The following is a 19,254-nucleotide window of genomic DNA, read 5'->3' as shown; positions in this document are numbered from 1 at the left end:
AGCCTCGCCCTCGCGCAGGCCGGCGGTCGCTTCCCCGGGCTGCGCGGTCGTCAGCGGCGTTCACGCAGGCCCGGCGACGTCGCCCTGGTCCTGGTCGTACTCGTCCGTCCTCCGGGTCAGCGGGCCGGGACGCGTGCACCGCGCACATTGCCTCGTTCGTCCGAAGCAGCCGTCCCGGCTCGGAACCCCGTCGCCTCAGTCACCGCGCACATCGGCGAGGACGACCTCGAACTCCTCCAGCCCGGTCACGGTGACATGCGCCTTGGCGGCCCCCTCTGCGCGGGCCGCCGCCTGGCCGGCGCGGGACGCGTCAAGGGACTCGCGGTCGGTGAACACGGCGCCGGCCAGCCCGCGTCCCCGGTCCCGGTCGATGAGCAGGGACGCCCTGGCCAGTCCCGGGAGCGTTTCGAGCCTGGGGATCACCGACGCCCGGAACGTCCCGGCAAAGCCGCGGGCGACCGCGAGGCCGAGGCCGACGCCGTTGCCTCGCGGGACGTCGCCGTAACGTTGAGAGGGTTCGAAGATACGGTCCTTGGCCTCGTCGGGGACACCGGGGCCGCGGTCCATGACCCGGACCTCGACCCGGTCGGCTATGGCGCTCGCTGACACCAGAACCCTCTCGCCCGGCGGGCTGTACTTGACGGCGTTTTCCACCACGTTGGCCACCGACCGTTCCAGCAAGCCTTTGTCTACGGCGACCATGGGCAGCGTTTCGGGGACGTCCAGGTCCACGCTGTCCTCGGCGACGCCGACCAGCGCCAGCGGGATCACTTCGTCGAGGTCGGTCTCGCGGACGATCGGAGAGACCATGCCGGTCTGCAGGCGCGACATGTCCAGCAGGTCGCCCACCAGGTGATCGAGGCGGTCGGCGCCCTCTTCGATAGCCTCCAGCAGCTCCGCCTGGTCCTCCTGTGACCACTCGACGTCGTCCGAACGCAGCGAGGAGACCGCCGCCTTGATGCCAGCCAGCGGGGGACGCAGGTCGTGGCTGACGGCGGCCAGAAGGGCGGTGCGGATGCGGTTGCCCTCGGCCAGCTCCTTGGCCCGGTGGGCCTGCTGTTGGAGGCGTTGGCGGTCCAGGACCACTGCGGCCTGGGCGGCGAAGGCGGCCAGGACCCGGCGGTCCTCGGCGGGCAGGACACGGCCGGACAGGGCGAGGGACATGTTGCCGCCCACGGGAACGTCGACGTCCGCCTCCTCAGGGGCGGTACACGGGCGCGGACCGACGCTGCCTGCGCAGGTCCACGGGGCAACGTCGCTCTCGCGTTCGAGCAGTGCGGCCGATTCCATGCCGAAGGTCTCGCGGACTCGTTGGAGAAGTGCCTCGAGGCTGGTCTCGCCGCGCAGAACGTTGCCGACCCAGGAAAGACAGTATCTCCACCTCGCCACGCAGCCGGGTCGCCTGCTGAGTGCGTCGTGCGGCCAGGTCGACCACAGATGCGTGCAGTTCAAGCACGGAGGTCCTCCGACACGTGACGTGCGGGTGGTGGCAGGCGATGTGGCTGGTCGTCCACATCACCGCCGGATACGACAAGAAGAACCCCGTCGTCCGCAACGCCTCCCTGACCGTCGCAGGCTGATCTGTGACGAGATGACCGCGATGCTGGACGCCTCCACCACGGCCGCACTGGTGGCGGCCGTCGAGAACTACCGCATGGCCACCGGCGCCGGGTTCCTCGCTGTCGGCCACGACCAGACACTCCTGGGCCGCTGGTGTGACCGCGTCCTGCACTGGGACGAGGTCACCAGCCGGGCCCTGTCGGGCATAGGAAAGCTCCCGCAGGCATCCGGCCTGCGGGAGCCGTCCGTTGTACCGCCTGCTACGTGAAGGGTGAGAAGACGATCACGAGCAGGACGTCTGTGGCGCTGCTACGGCGTCACGGGGCGAGCAGCAGGCTGTCGCCGCGCTCCTTGGCGGCGGTGTAGCGCCGGGCCACGTCCTGCCAGTTGACGACGGCCCACATCGCGTCGATGAAGTCGACCTTCTGGTTCTTGTACTGCAGGTAGAAGGCGTGCTCCCAGGCGTCGAAGACGAGGATCGGAGTAGAGCCCTGGCCGACGTTGCCCTGGTGGTCGTAGACCTGCTCGACGATCAGCCGGCCGCTGACGGGCTCGTAGGCAAGGACGCCCCAGCCGGAGCCCTGGGTGGTGGCGGCAGCTTTGGTGAGCTGGGCCTTGAAGCCGGCGAAGGAGCCGAAGGACTCGGCGATCGCGTCGGCGAGGTCGCCCACGCCGTCGGCGGCTAGGGGCTCGCCGCCGCCGTCCCTCGGGCCGGTCATGTTCTGCCAGTAGATGCTGTGCAGGATGTGGCCGGACAGGTGGAAGGCCAGGTTCTTCTCCAGGCCGTTGATGGAGCCCCAGGTCTCCTTGTCCCGTGCCTCCGCCAGCTGCTCCATCGTGTCGTTGGCGCCCTTGACGTAGGCGGCGTGGTGCTTGTCGTGGTGCAGCTCGATGATCTCGGGGCTGATGACCGGAGCGAGCGCCGAGTAGTCGTACGGAAGTTCCGGGAGCGTGTACACCGGCATGTCCAACGTCCTCCGACATAGTTGCGAATGATGTGCAGATGCACGCTAGCAGCAACAGTGGGACTTCGGATCAAGCATTGGACCTAGGACTCGGGGCCGTGTCGGGGCAGTTGGAACCAAGGCCTCGCCGTGTGGACAACGGTCATGGGAAAGGGGCGAAGCCGTGAGGGCTGTCCAGCAGTCGGCGCAGGACGCAGCGACACCATGGTCGGAGGCCCACGTGCGGCTGAGCGGGCGTTCACATACTGTTTTTTCGGTATGCGAGTTTTGCCCATGTCCTGCTTTGGGCGTCTTCGTCAGGTAGGAGCTATTCGTACTCTGCGGGGCCGAGCACTCGACTGTCCGTCTCATGTGGCTTCATACCCGAAAACCCGTCTGGTTTGAAAACACCACAGAATCGCCCGAGTCCAGCGGAACCTGCGCCTCCGCCGTACTCATGATCACGCTGCGCCGTGAGCGAGCGCAAGCCGTACCCCAGCGACCTGTCCGACGCCCGATGGGCCCTGATTGAGCCGACATTGACGGCCTGGAGAAAGGCCCGCCTCGAACGCCGGCCGACTGGACAGCCGGCCAAAGTCGAACTGCGCGACGTATTCGACGCACTCCTCTACATCAACCGCACCGGAATCCCCTGGAAGTACCTCCCGCACGACTTCCCGGGCCACGGCACCGTCTACTTCTACTACGCCGCCTGGCGCGACGAGGGAATCCTCGCCCAGCTCAACTACGACCTGACCGGCCTGGCCCGCGTCAAGGACGGCCGCAAGCCCGAACCGACCGCCTCCGTGATCGACATCCAGAGCGTAAAGGCCTCCACCAAAGTACCCCTGACCAGCCAGGGACTACTGGTCATGGTGACCGCGGCCAGCGTCTCCGACAACGAGGCTGGCAAGCAGCTGCTCAGTCGGATCGCCGCCGACCACCCCACGATCACCAAGGCGTGGGTCGACACCGGCCACAAGACCCAGGCCATCGAACACGGTGCCACCCTCGGCATCGACGTCGACGTCGTCCCGCGAAACACCCAGATCAAGGGCTTCTCAGTGGTACCGCGACGCTGGGTGGTAGAGCGAAGTTTCGGTTGGATCATGATGCACCGCCGCCTCGCCCGGGACTACGAGACCAAACCCGCCCACTCCGAAAGCATGATCCGCCTCGCGATGATCTCCAACCTCGCGAGACGAGCAACCGGCGAAACACCCATAACCTGGCACAACCCGTGAACTATCTCGTCTTCAACCGGAACGTCCTCTGAGAGGGCGTTTAGGGAGATTCGGCAGGTGTATGCCGCCTTTGATGTCGGCGGCTTTCGAGATAGTTCGCTCCGTAGGATCTCATTCGCGCACTCCGAGGCAGTGGTCGGAGCGTCCGTCCAGTTCGCACATGCGGCTCGAATTCCGTCTGGTTTAGAAATGCCGGGAAGCTCCCCACCGGTGGGGAGCTTCCCGGCATTTCAGGCCGTGCGCGCTGGCGACGAATGCGGCAACTCCCGCCGAAAAGGTAGATGTGAATCGACGTCAAACGCCCACTCACAGACCTGCGGTCCGGCCGCGTCCATGGCCTCCACCGCCGTCCTGTGTGCGGGATCGGTGTCGGCCGGGCGGGGCTGCGTCTGAACCAGCGTCAAAATGTGCCTGCTGCAGAGGTGGCCGGCTTCCTGACCACGAAGGTTTAGGCCACCGCGCCGAAGCCGGACTGGCGTACAGGGATGTGCCTGGTCGCCGAGGCGGGGCGGCGTCGGCCTCGGGAGGTGGTGCTGCGCTTGGGGCGTTCGACCACCGGTGCGGTGATGACGACCGGGATGCCGGACGGGGCCTGGGCTCCGGTGATCCGGTTGAGGGCCTCGTCGCCCGAGCGGATCTGAGTGGTCTGCGGCCGGATTCCGGCGTCCGACATCAGACGGACCATGCCTCGGCGCTGGTTCGGCGTGACCAGGGTGACGACGCTGCCGGACTCGCCGGCGCGGGCGGTACGGCCGCCGCGGTGGAGGTAGTCCTTGTGGTCGGTCGGCGGATCGACGTTGACGACCAGGTCGAGGTTGTCGACGTGGATGCCGCGCGCCGCGACGTTGGTCGCCACCAGCACGGTGACGTGCCCCGTCTTGAACTGCGCCAGCGTGCGGGTGCGCTGCGGCTGCGACTTGCCGCCGTGCAACGCGGCGGCCCGCACGCCACTGTTGAGCAGGTCCTGGGTCAGCCTGTCGACGGCGTGCTTGGTGTCCAGGAACATGATCACGCGGCCGTCGCGGGCGGCGATCTCGGTCGTGGCGGCGTGCTTGTCGGCGCCGTGGACGTGCAGGACGTGGTGCTCCATCGTCGTGACCGCACCGGCCGACGGGTCGACGGAGTGCACGACGGGGTCGGTCAGGTAGCGGCGTACCAACAGGTCGACGTTGCGGTCCAGGGTGGCGGAGAACAGCATCCGCTGCCCCTCCGGGCGCACCTGGTCGAGCAGCGCGGTGACCTGGGGCATGAAGCCCATGTCGGCCATCTGGTCGGCCTCGTCCAGCACGGTGATGCCCACGTGGTTCAGCCGGCACTCGCCGCGGTCGATGAGGTCCTTGAGCCGCCCCGGCGTCGCGACGACGACCTCGGCCCCTCCGCGCAGCGCACTGGCCTGCCGGCCGATCGACATGCCGCCCACCACGGTCGCCAGCCGCAGCCGCACGGAGCGGGCGTACGGGGTCAGCGCGTCGGTCACCTGCTGTGCCAGCTCACGCGTGGGTACGAGGATCAGCCCCAGCGGCTGGCGGGGTTCGGCACGCTGTCCAGCGGTGCGGGCGAGCAGGGCGAGGCCGAAGGCCAGGGTCTTGCCGGACCCGGTGCGCCCGCGGCCCAGCACGTCACGGCCCGCCAGGGAGTTCGGCAGCGTCGCGCCCTGGATCGGGAACGGCACGGTCACACCCTGCCTGCCGAGTTCGGCCAGCAGCTGCTCGGGCATGTCGAGATCGGCGAAGCCCTCGACAGCGGGCAGTGCGGGGGTGATCGTCCTGGGCAGCGCGAACTCACCTTGCACAGCGGCGGGCCGACGGCCGTAACCGCCGGAGCGGACGGGGGCGCCGGCGCCGGTACGACGCGGTGCCTGCGTGCCGTAGCCGCTGCCGCCCCTTCCGGCGTCGGCACGGCCGTCACGGGAGCGGGCGGGGCGGTCGTTCGTGTACGTGCGGTTCATGCGGAACCTTCCTCGATGGGGCACATATCAAGGAATTCCCGCCGCGATGAATGGCATGGAGAATTACAAGTATGGACCGGTGACAAAAGAAAGCAGATCTGACCGGTGGAAACATCCGCGGGCACAGGTGCGGAAATGGTTGACGCGCTGGGACCTTGCGATCCGGGTGCCGGATGCGGGGCAGCGCTTCAGGGTGCGTCTGTGTCCTGAGGGAGGACCCGCTTGTGGTGGTACTGCGAATTCCTCCGGGTCGTCCCGCGGGTGAAAGCCGCTGCGGGATACGCGCGCAGCTGGGGCCCGCACCCCGAAGGATGCGGGCCCCAGCTACGGATTGCGCGTGAGCGTCAGGCCGGAACGATGTTCTCGGCCGTCGGGCCCTTCTGGCCCTGCGCGATGTCGAAGTTCACCTTCTGGCCCTCGAGCAGCTCACGGAATCCCTGCGCGGCAATGTTCGAGTAGTGGGCGAACACATCGGCGCCGCCACCGTCCTGCTCGATGAAGCCGAAGCCCTTTTCCGCGTTGAACCACTTCACGGTACCAGCAGCCATGTCATATCTCCTTTGGGGCAGTGCAGCGGCGTCCGCACTGCGCGGACGCCGTGTCGCCGCGATGATTACCCCGCCCGGAAATGACCGGAAATACAAAAGTGCTCCCGGTCGGCAGAAGCCTGGTGGGGGCACTTGAAGTCTTGGGAACCACAACTGCAACTTGGATCGACAGTAGCACGCCGGAACGGCCCGTGCGTGCTGGATAATTCCACTCTGCTCTTCGCGGCAAAAACTCCCGCTGCGTAGCCCCCCAAAATCTGATCCCTCGGGAATAGATATTGATTCACTCGGAGTTCAACGTCTCAGGAGGAGTTGCCAGCCGGCACGCTGCGCGACAGCCGGGGAAGAGCGGCTGCCGCCCAGGAAACGCAGCTGCGAGACTGTGGGGATGACCACGCAGCGGCCGCCGTTCCTGGTTCCGATGAGCGAGCCCACCTCCTCAGTGCGGGTGAGGCAGCTGTTCATGAGACGGATGGCGGCCCGGCTGATCAGGCTCTCGGAGTGCTGGATGAACCGTTCGTACCCCCGCGCGCGCCGACGGGACGTCTTCGTGTACTACTCCGACAGAGTGGCCAGGCAGGCCGACGGTGCGACGTGTGCTGGTGACCGTCGGGTGAAGCGCCCGCACGCATCACATCAGACAACCGGGCCGATAGGTCAGGGCACTTCTTCCAACAGTTGTTCGGGCCAGATGGTTTTGCCAGCAACGGTGACCGGCTGCCCCAACGATGGGTCAGCTGCGCCACCAGGAACAGACCGCGGCCGCCTGCGCCCCTCATGACATCGACCCGGGGCACAGCGGAGCGGATCATCCGCGTCCTGGACAGCGTCCACGCCGCCCACGCCGGCCTCGTCCTCGACGACGCCCAGTGCCGGGGCCAGATCGAAGGCGCCGTCACCCGAGGGGTCAGTACCGCACTGGGGGAAGTACTGCTCACCGGCCCCGACGGGCTCAGCACCACGCCGGATCTGAGGAGCTACACCATCGCCCACCACGGCGACCTGCCCGCAACCACGATCCACTTCGCGCACACAGACGGTATTCCGGTCACGAAACCCATGAGTGAACTCCCCTTCAACCCTGTCGCCGCCGCGCTGGCCAACGCCCTGCGCGATGCCACCGGCATCCGCTACACAGCCCTTCCCCTGCGCCCCGACACCGCATGGACCGCTCTCCACAAGTCCCGCGGCGTCCATCTCTGCCCGGTGGTCACGCCGAGGGCCTGAGCTCTCACTGTGCGGCTGCCAGACGGTTCGGGGTCGAGCACGGCACCGGGCCGGAACGCGGGCACGCGTCGACGCCGTCGGCAGGGACCTGGATACGGGCTGCCGGAGCGGGACGCGCGTGGACAGGCCTGCGGGTGGGCTACCCGCAGGTTCGCGTCGTGCGGTCGATGCGCTGTCCCGGCCTGCCGGACGGACAGATCAGCGCAGCCCGGCGAAGAGATCGTTCTCGGGCAGGGCCGCGCCGCCGGCATCCTGGACGCGTACGAAGGTCTCCATGCCCATCAACTCGCCGAACCTCTCCTTGCCCATCTTGAGGAAGAAGATGTTCTCGCCCTGACTGGCGTGCGCGGCCAACGCGTCGAACTTCTGACCGCTGAACGCGGTGGTGTCCACCCACGTCGTGATCTCATCGTCGGGGAGGCCGATCTCAGCCAGCGCGGCGGCCTCGGCAGGATCCGGCTCCGGCATGTCCTCGTGGAACTCTCGCATGATCTCGCCGAACCGCTGCATCATCGAGCGGGGCATCGTGGTCCAGTACACCTTCGGTGTCAGCGTGGTCATCTCCAGCGCCGCCATCGTGATGCGGTGGGCCTGGATGTGGTCGGGGTGACCGTAGAAGCCATTCTCGTCATAGGTGACGACCACATCAGGTCGGTAGTGCCGCATGAGTTCCGCCAGTCGGGCCGCGCCTTCCTGTACAGGGGTCCGCCAGAAGGATCCGGGGGCGTCGTTGCTCGGCCAGCCCATCATCCCGGAGTCGGCATAGTCCAGCATCTCCAGATCGCTGACCTTCAGAACGTCACAACTCGCCTCGAGTTCCTGCCGGCGCATCAAGGCGACCGCCGCCGGATCGTGCCCGGGATCGCCCGGCTTGACACCCCCCGGTCCGTCGCCGCAACCGCCGTCGGTACATGTCACGAGGACCGTGCGGATGCCTTCCGCCGCGTATCGCGCGAGGACCCCTCCGGTTCCGGTGGCCTCGTCGTCGGGGTGAGCATGCACTGCCATGAGCGTCAAGGGCCGGTCAGTCATGAAACAGTCCTCCAGTAGAAATACGTCTTGGTCCCAGCGCGAGGCGGGCCAACCGCGCTCCGGGGGCCCGGATCCTCGTGAAGCGGACGACCGTGTGGTCTCCGTGTTCCCCGCCCGTGCGGCGCCGGTCCCCCGGTCGGTGCAACCGTGCCGGCCGGTCCGCCTGTTCCCGGTGCGGCCACTTGGCCTTCCGGACGTCGGCGGTTCAACGCGAAGGGGGCACAGGCGCCACCTGCTGCGCTGTCCCGGTTCATCTGGCGGGTAGAGCGCTGACCTGCTGGCGTACCACGTCGTGCGAGAGGGTGCCCTCAGCGTTCTTCCACGACATGACTCTCGCGGACGCCTGCGTTCCGCTGATGTGCGGTGATGCCATAGGCGAACGGGGCGGGATCCGTAACGGTGTATCGGCCGACGATCCGCCGACCCGAACGCCGCTGAACAGGCCGCTCGCGGACATCGATGCCCGGCGAGCACGAAGGGGTCGGAGGCGGCGGAAACTCCGCTCGGACAGGCGAACGGCCGTCCCCGGGCCTGAGGCGCCCGGGGGACGGCCGTGTGCGTCAGGGACGCCAGCCGTGGGGAACGCGCCCTGCCGCACCTGGGTGGTGCCGCTGTACGTCCCGGTGTCGGGGTCGCCCCAGAGGGACATCCGCCAGCAGCGATGTCCTCCGTCGCGAACGAGTCGGCGCTCACCTCCAGCTACACGGCTCCTCGTCCCACCTGGCCGATGCAGCCCCGGTGAGCGGGGCGCCGCAGACGAGGGCGGCAACGGCGCCTGGGTGACCTTCGACGCCGGCACCGACCGTGACGTCGTCGTCAAAGTGGGGCTCTCCTACACGGGCGTCGAGGGCGCCCGCAAGAACCTGAAGGCGGAGACGGACGACTCGTACGACTTCGACGCCACTCGTGCGGCGCTCCAGGCGACTTGGGAGCGCCAGCTCTCCGCCGTCACCATCGCAGGGGGGTCGACCGAGCGGCAACGCGCGTTCTACACGGCCCTCTACCACGCGCAACTCCATCCGAACCTCGCCGGCGACGTCGACGGCCGGTACGCGGGCTTCGACGGGAAGACGCACACCGCGTCGGGGTTCACGCCCTACCAGAACCTGTCGTTGTGGGACACCCACCGGCCGCAGAACCAGCTGCTCCAGATGCTCCAGCCGAAGGTCGCGCGTGATGTCGCGCTGTCGGTCGTCGCGATCGGACGGGACGGCGGCTGGCTGCCACGCTGGTCGCTCGCCAACAGCGAGACCAACATCATGACTGGCGACCCGGTGACGCCCTTCCTGGTCGAGGCGTGGTCCAAGGGCCTGCTCGAAGGTCACGAGAAGGAGGCGTACACGCTCCTCAGGAAGAACGCCCTCAGCACGCCGCCGGATGACTCCCCCTACAACGGCCGTGCGGGAGTCGATGCCTACCAGAAGCGTGGCTACATCCCCAGCGGGCTGGAACCGGGCACGGACTGTCCGGACAAGGGCGGCGACAACGACTGCCGTCACTCCGCTTCGGCCACACTGGAGTACGCGGCGGCGGACGCGTCGCTGGCCCTGATGGCCAAGGGACTGGGCCGCACCGCGGATGCCCGCATGTTCGCGGCACGCGGCCAGTGGTATCGGAACCTGTGGGATTCCTCCATCAAGCAGTTCCGGCCGCGCACGACCGACGGCACGTGGCTGACGCCCTACGACCCCGTCGAAGCAGGTCACCGGTTCCATGAGGGCGGCGCCTACCAGTATCAATGGCTGGTGCCCCAGGACCCTGCCGGGCTGGTGTCCCTGATGGGCGGCAGGCGGGAGACCGAGAAGCGGCTCGACGCCTTCTTCGCCTACGACAAACTCCTCGCGGACCCTGCCGGTACCGCTCGCAAGGACTGGATCTCGGCACCGTACGACTACTACGGGAAGCCGACCTACAACCCGAACAACGAGCCCGATCTGCACTCCCCGTACATGTACTTGTGGGCCGGCGCACCCGCCAAGACCGCCACCGTGGTCCGCGCCGCGATGACGCTCTTCACGGACGGACCCGACGGCATGACCGGCAATGACGACCTGGGCACCATGTCCGCCTGGTACGTCTTCTCCTCCCTCGGCCTGTACCCGACGACGAACGGCGGCGACTTCCTCGCCGTCTCCAGCCCGCAGTTCCCGTCGGCGGTCGTTCGCATCGGCGCGTACGGCAACACGCAGGGCGGCACGGCACCCTGACCATCAAGGCGCCGGGCACGAGCGACGCCCAACGCTACGTGAGGCAAGCGAAGTTCGGCGGGAAGGACCTGCGCGCCACCTGGCTGGACTGGGACGCGGTCGCCAAGGGCGGAACCCTCGCCTTCGACATGACCGGCACGCCGTCGGCCTGGGGGCAGGGGCAAGGGCGCGGAGCCGCCGTCCGTGAACCGCGCGGTGGCCGATTCCCGTCGGCACCTCGACGCGTCGCTGCGCACCGTTTCCGACGTCCTGCCGACGTCGGACACAGCACAGAGCGTCCGGCTGAGGCTGGACGTGCTGGGCCAGTCCCCCGGCGCGCTGCGGGTAGGCGTCGGCGCGCAAGCGCCCAGCGGCTGGACCGTGAAGACCTCGAAGCCCTTCTCCCTCACGTCCCATCGGCTCCCGGTCCAGCAGACCGCGTCGGTGGACGTGAGCGTGCCGGCCGGTACCGCGCCGGGTCCGTACACCGTGCGGATCACGGCGACCGCGAAGGGAGTGAAGAGCGTGGAACACGTCGCGGCCATCGAGGTGCGCGACGCGGCCCGTTGCGCTGCGGACATCGATGAGCAATGCGCCGTCGGCCTCGGCAAGGAGGTCGACCACGACGGTACGGCAACCGTCACCGCCTCCGACGAGGGCGACTTCGACGGAGCGGGATGGAGCTACGACGGTGATCTGCTGCCCGCGGCGGGTCCGGTCGTCTGGAGCGGCGTGACCTACGACGCTCCCGATCCGTCCGGGACGGCCGCGAACTTCGTCGAAGCCCGCGGTCAGTCCATGCTGCTCCCGGCCGGGTCGTACAGCTCGCTGCGTCTGGTCGCCGCCGCCCACCACGGCCCGGTGACGACCACGCTCACCGTCCGCTACACCGACGGAACCACCGCCGAGTTGCCGGTCACCGTGGGCGACTGGGCGGGATCGGCACCGCAGGGCAGCTCCGTAGCGCTGGAGATGCCGCACCGGATCAAGCGCGGGCAGGGCGTGGCCGGCCCGCCAGTGCGTCTGTTCGGTTCCTCCGCGGACCTCGATGCCTCGAAGACGGTGCGTGCCGTGGGCCTGCAGGACGATCCTCGCGTGCAGGTCTACGCGATCACCCTCAGGTAGGACTGCGTCCGCTCCCCGGCCCTCGCCTCTCGGCCGTAGGGTCGCTCGGTGGCGGCGTGACCGCGCCGGTCACGCTGCCACCCGCAGACGGGCCGACACCGGCCGACCGCCCAGATCCCCGCGAGGCGCACGCTCGTACCCGGCGGCCCGCTCCTCCTCGTACAGGCACCCCTTGCGCCGGCGCAGTCCCCGGACAGTCGACTGAGCGCCGCGCTCCGCACGCTTGCCGCCGGCTCGACAACCTCACCCTCGGCCGCGTTCTCACTGCCAACGGCGCATCCTCACGACCGGCAGTCACCCCGAACGATTCGTGTGTCAGAGTGACCTTCGTGAATGCCGATCTCGTGCTCCTGGTTCGGGGTACAGGGGGTGTTCGGTTCTCACCGGTCGGGACAACGCCTGGTCAGGGCGCTGGTGCAAGGGCGTCTCGCCATGTGATCGACACGGCGCTCATGCTCCTGAGTCGATCAGTCCGTCCAGGTGCTCCCCCCGCGCCCAGCGTTCCAGCGCTGCTCCGTCGACCAGGAGGGTGCCCCCCTGGCGCCGGGCCCATCGGACGTCACGGGCCCGGAAGGCGCCCCGGTGCACGACCAGACGGAGCTGTGACATCGCGTCGCCCTGGTGGACGTGGGGGTGCGGTGCGTCCTCGTCGGGCAGGGGTTCCGCCACCGGCCGGAAGACCACGTCGAGCTGTCGTCCGCCCGCGTCCCGGGCGCACAGACGCGGGCGGTCCGGCGCGGGCAGCAACCGCACGCGCCACCCGTCCCGCCGTAACATCCGTGCCACGGCCGACGCCAGTGCCTGCGTGTCCAGTTCGTGCAGCTGCTGCGGGGTGTAGTACCCGCGTCGGCGGCGCGCACCCGGGCGTCCGCGACGGATCTGGACCGTGCCGAGAAGAACCAGGAGAGCGGCCCCGGCGATCGGCACGACGATCCCGGCGGCGCGGTACCCGAGGGCGAGCCCGGCGACCACGGAGCAGAACACCACCACGACACCGGCCAGGGCGGGCAGGACCTCACGGAGCCGGGGACCGTAGCGGCCCTGGGCACGCAGACGGCGTACGGTGTGCCGCCTGCGCGAGCGCGAGGAGGGGCAACGGCTGGGCGTCCAGAACAGGCGTGCCACAGTTCCGGCCCCCCAATGCCCTCACTCGCACCCGTGAGGGGACCTACCCAGCAGGAGAGCCAAGTGCCCGGACGACGAGGGGATCCGGCCATGCCCGCCGGCGCACGAGGGCGTACGCCGGCGCGCGGAACGTGGGAGCGATGGCCGCACGGGGGCGCTGGTGCCGAGGTGACGAGCGGGCGAGCGTGAGGCCGGAACGCAATAGTCCACACACGGCACGCCATTGTCCACACCCACCGCTCTAGGCTCACAACGAGCCGACCGCGCGGCCCCGGTGGTGCACCCGCACAGCACAACACCTCTCCAGACCCCACGGACGGAGTTCCACATGCGCAGGACGAGCGCACGGTTCACGCTGGTCGCGACCACGGCGGCAACGGCCGTGGCGATGGCCGTGATCGGAGCCACCACCGCCAGCGGATCCGCCGCCGAGCCGACGGCGGTCGCCGCCGCTGGGCCCATCGGCTTCGGTGCCGCCACCACGGGCGGAAACGGTGGCGGCACGGTGACCGTCAGCACCGCCTCCGCCTTCACAGCGGCGGTCCAGAGCACCACCACTCAGGTGGTCCGGGTCAACGGCACCATCGCCCTGTCGTCGATGACGAAGGTCGCCTCGAACAAGACCATCGTCGGCGTCGGCACCGCCGGGAAGATCACCGGCAGTGGGCTCAACGTCGCCAACGCGAACAACGTGATCATCCAGAACCTCACGTTCACCGGGTCCAACGACGACGCCATCAACGTCCAGTACTCGACGAACGTCTGGATCGACCACAACGACATCTCGGGCGCCAACGACGGAGCCGTCGACATCAAGCGCGCCTCGACCAACATCACGGTCTCCTGGAACCGCACCCACGACCAGGACAAGAACATGCTGCTCGGCCACTCCGACGGCAACGCCTCCGAGGACACCGGGAAGCTGAAGGTGACCTACGCGTACAACTGGTTCGACGGCACCAACCAGCGCAACCCGCGGGTCCGCTTCGGCAACCCGGTGCACGTGCTGAACAACTACTTCAGCGACATCGGCTCCTACGGGGTGGCGTCCACCGAGAACGCGGGCGTCCTGGTGGAGAGCAACTACTTCGAGAACACCGAGGACCCCTACCACCTCGGTGAGGGCAGCTCCGACGAGGGTTCACTCGTGGCGAGGAACAACCACCTCGTCAACTCCGGCGCCGGACAGACCGGCGGCTCCGTCGCCTCGATCCCGTACAGCTACACCGCGCAGTCGGCGTCCACCGTCAAGGCGACGGTGACCGCGGGCGCGGGTGTCGGCAAAATCTGACCCGCACCGCCGCACGCGGCCGGACCGGTGACCTCCATGTCACCGGTCTTGCCACGCGCGGCCTCCTCCTCTAGGTTCCCCCACGCCCCGGCGGCACCGCACCTCCGCCGCGGGACCCCGGCGGAGGACGACCAAGGGGGCGCAGATGGCAGTGGATCCGTGCGCTGCGTCGGGAACGTCGCAGGCACCGAACCGTCCGCTCACCGTGGGACTGCTCACCGCCAACATCCATCTCGGCGTCGGCGCCACCCTGTGGTCCGGGGTCCGCGCCGCCGCCCAGCGCAACGACGTCAACCTCGTCTGCTTCCCCGGCGGCAACCTGCGCCACGGCGACGTGGCCCGCAGCGAGCTGTACGAACTCGTCGGACCGGCCCGGCTCGACGGTGTCGTGTGCTGGAGCTCCACCCTGGGCCTGCCCTCGGGCGGCCCCCGGGCCCGCGGTCTGCTGCGCCGGCTGGCCCACCTGCCGCTGATCAGTCTCAACCAGCAGCTCAGCGACCACACCGACGTACTGTCGATCGACTCGCACGCGGGCATGCGCAAACTGATCGGGCACCTCGTCGTCCAGCACGGCCGCAGACGGCCCGCCTGCATCCGCGGCCCGCTCGCCAACCCGGTCTCCGAGGAGCGCTACCGCGCCTTCGTCGACGCGCTGCGCCACCACGGCATCCGGCACGAACACACCCACGTGGGCGCCGCCGTCGACTTCGCCGCTTCGGCCGGCGCCTCGGCGATGCGGGCTCTGATCGAGGCGCGCCGCCTGATCCCGGGCGTCGACTTCGACGTGGTGGTGGCGTGCAGCGATGTCCTGGCGGCCGGAGCGCTGCGCTACCTGTCCGACCGCGGGGTGCGCGTCCCGGATGACGTCGCGGTGGTCGGCTTCAACGATTCCCCCGAGGCCCAGCTCGGCGACCCGCCCCTCACCTCGGTGGCCCTGCCCTTCGCGGAACTGGGCGCCCTGGCGGTGGACACCCTCGTCTCCCGACTACGCGGTACCCGGCCACCGGACCGCACCACCATCCCCGCCACTCTGGTGCCGCGCCGTTCCTGCGGCTGTCCCTGTCCCACCTCGTACCCGCCCGCACCGGTTCCCCCGGCGATGCCCGGGCACACGGCGGCGCCCGTCGAGCAACGGCCCGAGGGCTGGGTGGCCCTGGACTCGGTGCTGCCGTCCGCGAGAGCCCCGCTCGCCGCGGCCTTCCACGCAGAACTCCTGTGCGCAGAAGACGAGTTGGTTTCTCCCGGCCGGTCGGCCGCCGGGGCAGCGGACCCCGGCGTGCGGCCCGGCGGGTTCCTCTCACTCGTGGAGCAGCTGCTGCGCGGCCACGTCGGGACCCAGACCGAAGTCGACCACTGGCACCAGGCGTTGGAAGGCGCACGCCGTGGCGTCGTCGACGCACTGCCCCCGCCCCGGCGCGGGGACGCCGAGCTGCTGTTCGGGCGGGCCCGCCTCCTCGCGGCCGAACGGTCGCGCGCCCTGCTGGAGTACGAACGCTGGTCCCAGACCCAACGCGCGCGCAGACTGCGGCAGTTCGGCACTGCCCTGACCACGGTCGTGGACCTGGAAGGGCTCTCCGACGTGATGGAGCGGCACCTCACCGAACCCGGCGTCCCGCACTGCCGGGTCGTACTCTACGACCGCTCGGGCGCATCCGCCGACACGGCCGTGCGCGGCATGGCGCGAACCCTGCTGACCCCGACCGAGGAGCGGCCCGCTGGAACCTCCGGCGTCCTCGGCGATCCGGCGTTCTCGGCCAGCCTGCTGCTGCCCGACACCCTGCTGCCCCGCGACGGCCGCTTCACCCTGGTCCTGGAACCCCTGCACATCGGCGACGAACACCTCGGGGTGGCCGTGTTCGACGCGTCCTCCACCGAAGCCGTGGACCACGACGGCGCTCTCTACCGGGAACTGGGCCACCAGCTCAGCGCCGCGCTGAAGGGCATCGGCCTCTTCGACGAGGTGCGGCGGGCCCGCGACGCGGCCGAACAGGCCAGCCGCTTCCAGGCCCGGCTGCTGACGCATGTCACCGACGAGGTGCGCACCCCGGTGGAGGCCATGCTGCACCACGGCGGCGACCCGGCACAGGCGCTCGCCGAGGTGCGCCGGGACGCCGTACGGGTGCTGCACCTCATCGAGAACCTGCTCGACCTCGCCCGCTCGGAAGCCGGTGACCTGCTGCTGTCACGAAGACTCCTGGACCCGCGGCCCGTCCTGGATCGTGCCTGCACCACGATGACGACCGCACGGCCCGAGCATTCCGGCTGGCTGCTTGACCTGCCCGAGCGGCTGCCCTCGGTGTGGGTGGACGAGACACGGCTGGAGCAGATTCTGCACAACCTCCTGACCGCGGCCGCCGACCGGGCGGGCAGCAGTTCGCCCGAGGTCACCGCCGTCCTGGATCTGTCCGGCATACGCGTCACGGTGGCCGTCCCCGACGCCCGCACACCGTGCGCACGGCCCGGCCGGCTCCTCGACGTCGGTGTCTCCGCGGCCCGTCGGCTGGCCATGATGCACGGCGGGGCGCTGACCGTCGCCGAGGCAGCGGGCCGGCCGGAGTACATGCTGCACCTGCCCCTGCCGTCCCCGGACGAGCAGGCACACCTGGCCGGCGGTGGTGACGGGCCGCTCCTCGTCCTCACGCCAGGTGAGATCGGCACGGACGTGAAGGCGCTCGCGGCCCGGCACGGGCTGGAGGTGTACCGGCCCGCCACCGAGCACGACGTCATCCCGTCGGTGGAACGGCGCACCCCCGCGGCCGTCGTCTGGGACGCGACCCCCGACCGGCCGCAGGAGTGGCGGACCGTGCAGCGACTGCACGACCATCCCGCGCTGCGGCACACGCCGTTCCTGCTGTTCGGAGCCGACGGCACCGATCTGCGGCATGCGCTGCGGGTGTTGCGGCCCGACGGGTTCGCCGCCCCCGTGATCGTCGCGGGCGGCTCGCAGGAGTCCCGGGAGACGCTGCGCCGGCTGGCCGAGGCCGCGCTGCCCGGCCACCCCGCCCGGGTGGTGGCCGACGCGACGACCGTGCTGTCCCTGGTGGCCGAGGAGAGACCACGGCTGGTGCTGCTGGAACGGGCCCTGCCCGACATGCAGGGACTGGACGTCGTGGACCGCCTGCACGACGGCGCGGGCCGGGCGTTGTGCCCCGTCGTCGTCGCCGGGCACGAGGGACTGACCGCTGCCGACGCGCGACGCGGCCGGCCACACCCTGCCCTGCTCATGCTCGACCTGGACGTCTTCACACCGGATGAGGCGGCGGCCCTCGTCCATGGCCTGGCGAGCCAGGACGGCTGGCTTCCGCCGCGCACCCGGGACGTCCTCGACGAGGCCCTGGTCTTCCTCTACGAGCACTGGCGGCGGCAGATCTCACGCTGGCAGGTGGCGCAGGCCGCCGGGGTCAGCCCCGACCACCTCGGTAAGCTCTTCCAGCAGCGCTACGGCCTGACGCTATGGGAGTACCTGACCCGGGTGCGGATCGGGCGGGCCGCGGAGCGCCTGCGGCTGAGCCACGACAGTGTGCAGAGCGTGGCCCGGGCAGTGGGCTTCCGCGACCGTGCCTACTTCAGCCGGGTGTTCCGCCGGGTGACGGGCGTCGCCCCGCGCTTCTACCGCGAGGAGACAGCCGCCGGCTCGAAACCGTGAGGCGGGGCAGGGAACAGTGGCCGAAACGTGGTGCCGCACGGCCTACCGGCCCCACCACACGCCGTTTCCAGCGCACCGCCAGGGGGCTCAGTCGCTCTGGGGCGTAGTCTTCGATTCTTCGCGCGTGCGGGGACGTTGCGACGCGGCCTCTTCGTCGGCCAGGTCGGCTTGGTCCGGAGCGCCGCCACTCCACGCGACGGGCGGTGTCGGCGCCGTGATCGTCTGCGGCTCGTCGGAACCCGGGTGGACGCTCGGCTGGGATCCCGGTGTGTGGGACGTCTGCGCTTCGTCATTGGAGGTCGTCATGAAAGTGCGTGTTCCCGCCATTCTCATTCGAATGCCCTGATCAAGTTCAGCCGGTGTCATCGTCGTGCCGGGAGCCTGGGAGCCACGCGCTACGACGGGCTGCCTGGTGCGGGGCCGTGACGACGCCAGCCGGGCCCTGCCTGCGGTGCCGCCGCGCGCGGCGGCCAGTCGTCCGCCCGCTGTGGGCCGGACGTACGACGACGGGGGCGCGCGGGCCGACGCCGACGAGGTGCCGCCGAACGGAGCCGGACGGCAGTTCCTGGAGAACGGTCGCTTCCACTTCCCCGGCGCCGGTGGCCGACTCGGCCCAGAGGGCGGCCGGATCGCGCCGTCTGCAGAGTCGGCTCGTCGTGCGCACTCCTGCTGGCCGTGGGACGGCTCACCGTTCAGGGGCGTGCCCTGGTCTCGGGCCTGGCGCGCACGCGGACGGCTGGTTGCGCGAGCCCGGCCCCGCCTCCGCCCTCGCTCGGGCCCGTACGGCCGCCGCCCTGCACCGCACCGAGTGGCGGCTGCGGAACGTGGCGCCGACGGACGACGGTCGATCGCGCGGGCGTCTTCAACACCCCGACATGCCTGGCCGACAACCGGTGCCCCGCAGCCCAGCGCGACCGCTGCCAGCGCTCCGTCCCCGGACAGCAGCCAGCGACCAGGTCGGATGTCGACCAGCGTCTTGCGAAGATCGGGCACACCGGTCTGCCCTACACCCTCCCCCGGCGACCCGCACGGTGGTCCTCGGCGAGCCGGTCCCGCTACGCGACCCGCCACAACCTCGCCCAGGTCCCCGCCATCACCGTCCGCTCGCCCCAGGCCCCGGTGAACGCCATTGGCCCGCCGGCCGTCCGGCGGTCAGCCGCTGATCATCGACACCCGCTCGTAGAACTGCGTGCCTTCCGCACCGACTTCAGCGAACCGCCATGCCCTCCGTCATGGACACCGCGGTCCTGTTCTGGCCCCGCGGCGGCAGTGCCCAGGTCATCCGCTACCTCCTGCACGAACTGAACACCCGCGAAGGGGTTCCGCTCCGCGGGCTGAGCCCAGCACTTCCTGTCGGTCTTCGGCGTGCTCTCACCGC

The 19,254-nt window shown here is 69.8% G+C and carries 11 protein-coding genes and 2 pseudogenes; 7 read left to right on the top strand and 6 right to left on the bottom strand.

Annotated elements, in window-relative coordinates; genetic code table 11:
* Positions 1-195 precede the first annotated feature (195 nt).
* Positions 196-1,441, bottom strand: a pseudogene (locus QQS16_RS42325) (sensor histidine kinase); the annotation flags it as partial.
* A gap of 129 nt (positions 1,442-1,570) precedes the next feature.
* Here QQS16_RS42325 and QQS16_RS42320 point away from each other — a divergent pair.
* Positions 1,571-1,828, top strand: a pseudogene (locus QQS16_RS42320) (hypothetical protein); the annotation flags it as partial.
* Between the two features lie 49 nt (positions 1,829-1,877).
* Here the strand turns inward: QQS16_RS42320 and QQS16_RS42315 are convergent.
* Positions 1,878-2,525 (bottom strand): superoxide dismutase, encoded by a 648-nt coding sequence (locus QQS16_RS42315; protein ID WP_286067969.1) that lies wholly within the window; start codon positions 2,523-2,525, stop codon positions 1,878-1,880.
* Positions 2,526-2,977: 452 nt separating this feature from the next.
* Between QQS16_RS42315 and QQS16_RS42310 the strand changes: the two genes are divergently transcribed.
* Complete coding sequence (locus tag QQS16_RS42310; RefSeq protein ID WP_286067968.1) at positions 2,978-3,748, top strand: transposase; 771 nt, start codon at positions 2,978-2,980, stop codon at positions 3,746-3,748.
* 448 nt (positions 3,749-4,196) lie between these two features.
* Here QQS16_RS42310 and QQS16_RS42305 read toward each other — a convergent pair whose 3' ends face one another.
* On the bottom strand, positions 4,197-5,696 hold the full coding sequence (locus QQS16_RS42305; RefSeq protein WP_286067967.1) for a DEAD/DEAH box helicase: 1,500 nt from the start codon (positions 5,694-5,696) through the stop codon (positions 4,197-4,199).
* 344 nt (positions 5,697-6,040) lie between these two features.
* Positions 6,041-6,244: a cold-shock protein gene (locus QQS16_RS42300; protein ID WP_003973099.1), complete on the bottom strand. Its 204-nt coding sequence runs from the start codon at positions 6,242-6,244 to the stop codon at positions 6,041-6,043.
* 777 nt (positions 6,245-7,021) lie between these two features.
* Between QQS16_RS42300 and QQS16_RS42290 the strand changes: the two genes are divergently transcribed.
* Positions 7,022-7,471: a molybdopterin cofactor-binding domain-containing protein gene (locus QQS16_RS42290; RefSeq protein ID WP_286067963.1), complete on the top strand. Its 450-nt coding sequence runs from the start codon at positions 7,022-7,024 to the stop codon at positions 7,469-7,471.
* A gap of 198 nt (positions 7,472-7,669) precedes the next feature.
* On the opposite strand, the gene QQS16_RS42285 is transcribed toward QQS16_RS42290, so the two are convergent.
* Entirely contained in the window at positions 7,670-8,503 is an 834-nt protein-coding gene (locus QQS16_RS42285) for a PIG-L family deacetylase (RefSeq protein WP_286067961.1), read from the bottom strand.
* Between the two features lie 779 nt (positions 8,504-9,282).
* On the opposite strand from QQS16_RS42285, the gene QQS16_RS42280 reads away from it, so the two are divergent.
* On the top strand, positions 9,283-10,710 hold the full coding sequence (locus QQS16_RS42280; protein ID WP_286067960.1) for a GH92 family glycosyl hydrolase: 1,428 nt from the start codon (positions 9,283-9,285) through the stop codon (positions 10,708-10,710).
* A 183-nt stretch (positions 10,711-10,893) separates the two neighbouring features.
* Positions 10,894-11,814 carry a beta-sandwich domain-containing protein gene (locus QQS16_RS42270; RefSeq protein WP_286067958.1) on the top strand — a complete coding sequence of 307 codons (921 nt, stop codon included), beginning with the start codon at positions 10,894-10,896 and terminating at the stop codon, positions 11,812-11,814.
* Positions 11,815-12,264: 450 nt separating this feature from the next.
* Here the strand turns inward: QQS16_RS42270 and QQS16_RS42265 are convergent, their stop codons facing one another.
* Entirely contained in the window at positions 12,265-12,939 is a 675-nt protein-coding gene (locus tag QQS16_RS42265; RefSeq protein WP_286067957.1) for a hypothetical protein, read from the bottom strand.
* Positions 12,940-13,267: 328 nt separating this feature from the next.
* On the opposite strand from QQS16_RS42265, the gene QQS16_RS42260 reads away from it, so the two are divergent.
* Positions 13,268-14,230, top strand: a complete 963-nt coding sequence (locus tag QQS16_RS42260; RefSeq protein ID WP_286067956.1) for a pectate lyase family protein — start codon at positions 13,268-13,270, stop codon at positions 14,228-14,230.
* Between the two features lie 145 nt (positions 14,231-14,375).
* Positions 14,376-17,876, top strand: coding sequence for a substrate-binding domain-containing protein (locus QQS16_RS42255; RefSeq protein ID WP_286067954.1), 3,501 nt, complete (start codon positions 14,376-14,378; stop codon positions 17,874-17,876).
* The last annotated feature ends 1,378 nt before the right edge of the window (positions 17,877-19,254 follow it).

Source organism: Streptomyces sp. ALI-76-A (assembly GCF_030287445.1).
Classification (GTDB): domain Bacteria; phylum Actinomycetota; class Actinomycetes; order Streptomycetales; family Streptomycetaceae; genus Streptomyces.
The sequence above is the reverse complement of the archived record's forward strand: the minus strand, read 5'-3'. Positions and strand labels throughout refer to the sequence as shown.

Coding starts and splice junctions, on each gene's coding strand:
- QQS16_RS42285 (WP_286067961.1), bottom strand. CDS start 8,503: ATGACTGACCGGCCCTTGACGCTCATGGCAGTGCATGCTCACCCCGAC.
- QQS16_RS42260 (WP_286067956.1), top strand. CDS start 13,268: ATGCGCAGGACGAGCGCACGGTTCACGCTGGTCGCGACCACGGCGGCA.
- QQS16_RS42255 (WP_286067954.1), top strand. CDS start 14,376: ATGGCAGTGGATCCGTGCGCTGCGTCGGGAACGTCGCAGGCACCGAAC.
- QQS16_RS42300 (WP_003973099.1), bottom strand. CDS start 6,244: ATGGCTGCTGGTACCGTGAAGTGGTTCAACGCGGAAAAGGGCTTCGGC.
- QQS16_RS42305 (WP_286067967.1), bottom strand. CDS start 5,696: ATGAACCGCACGTACACGAACGACCGCCCCGCCCGCTCCCGTGACGGC.
- QQS16_RS42290 (WP_286067963.1), top strand. CDS start 7,022: ATGACATCGACCCGGGGCACAGCGGAGCGGATCATCCGCGTCCTGGAC.
- QQS16_RS42315 (WP_286067969.1), bottom strand. CDS start 2,525: ATGCCGGTGTACACGCTCCCGGAACTTCCGTACGACTACTCGGCGCTC.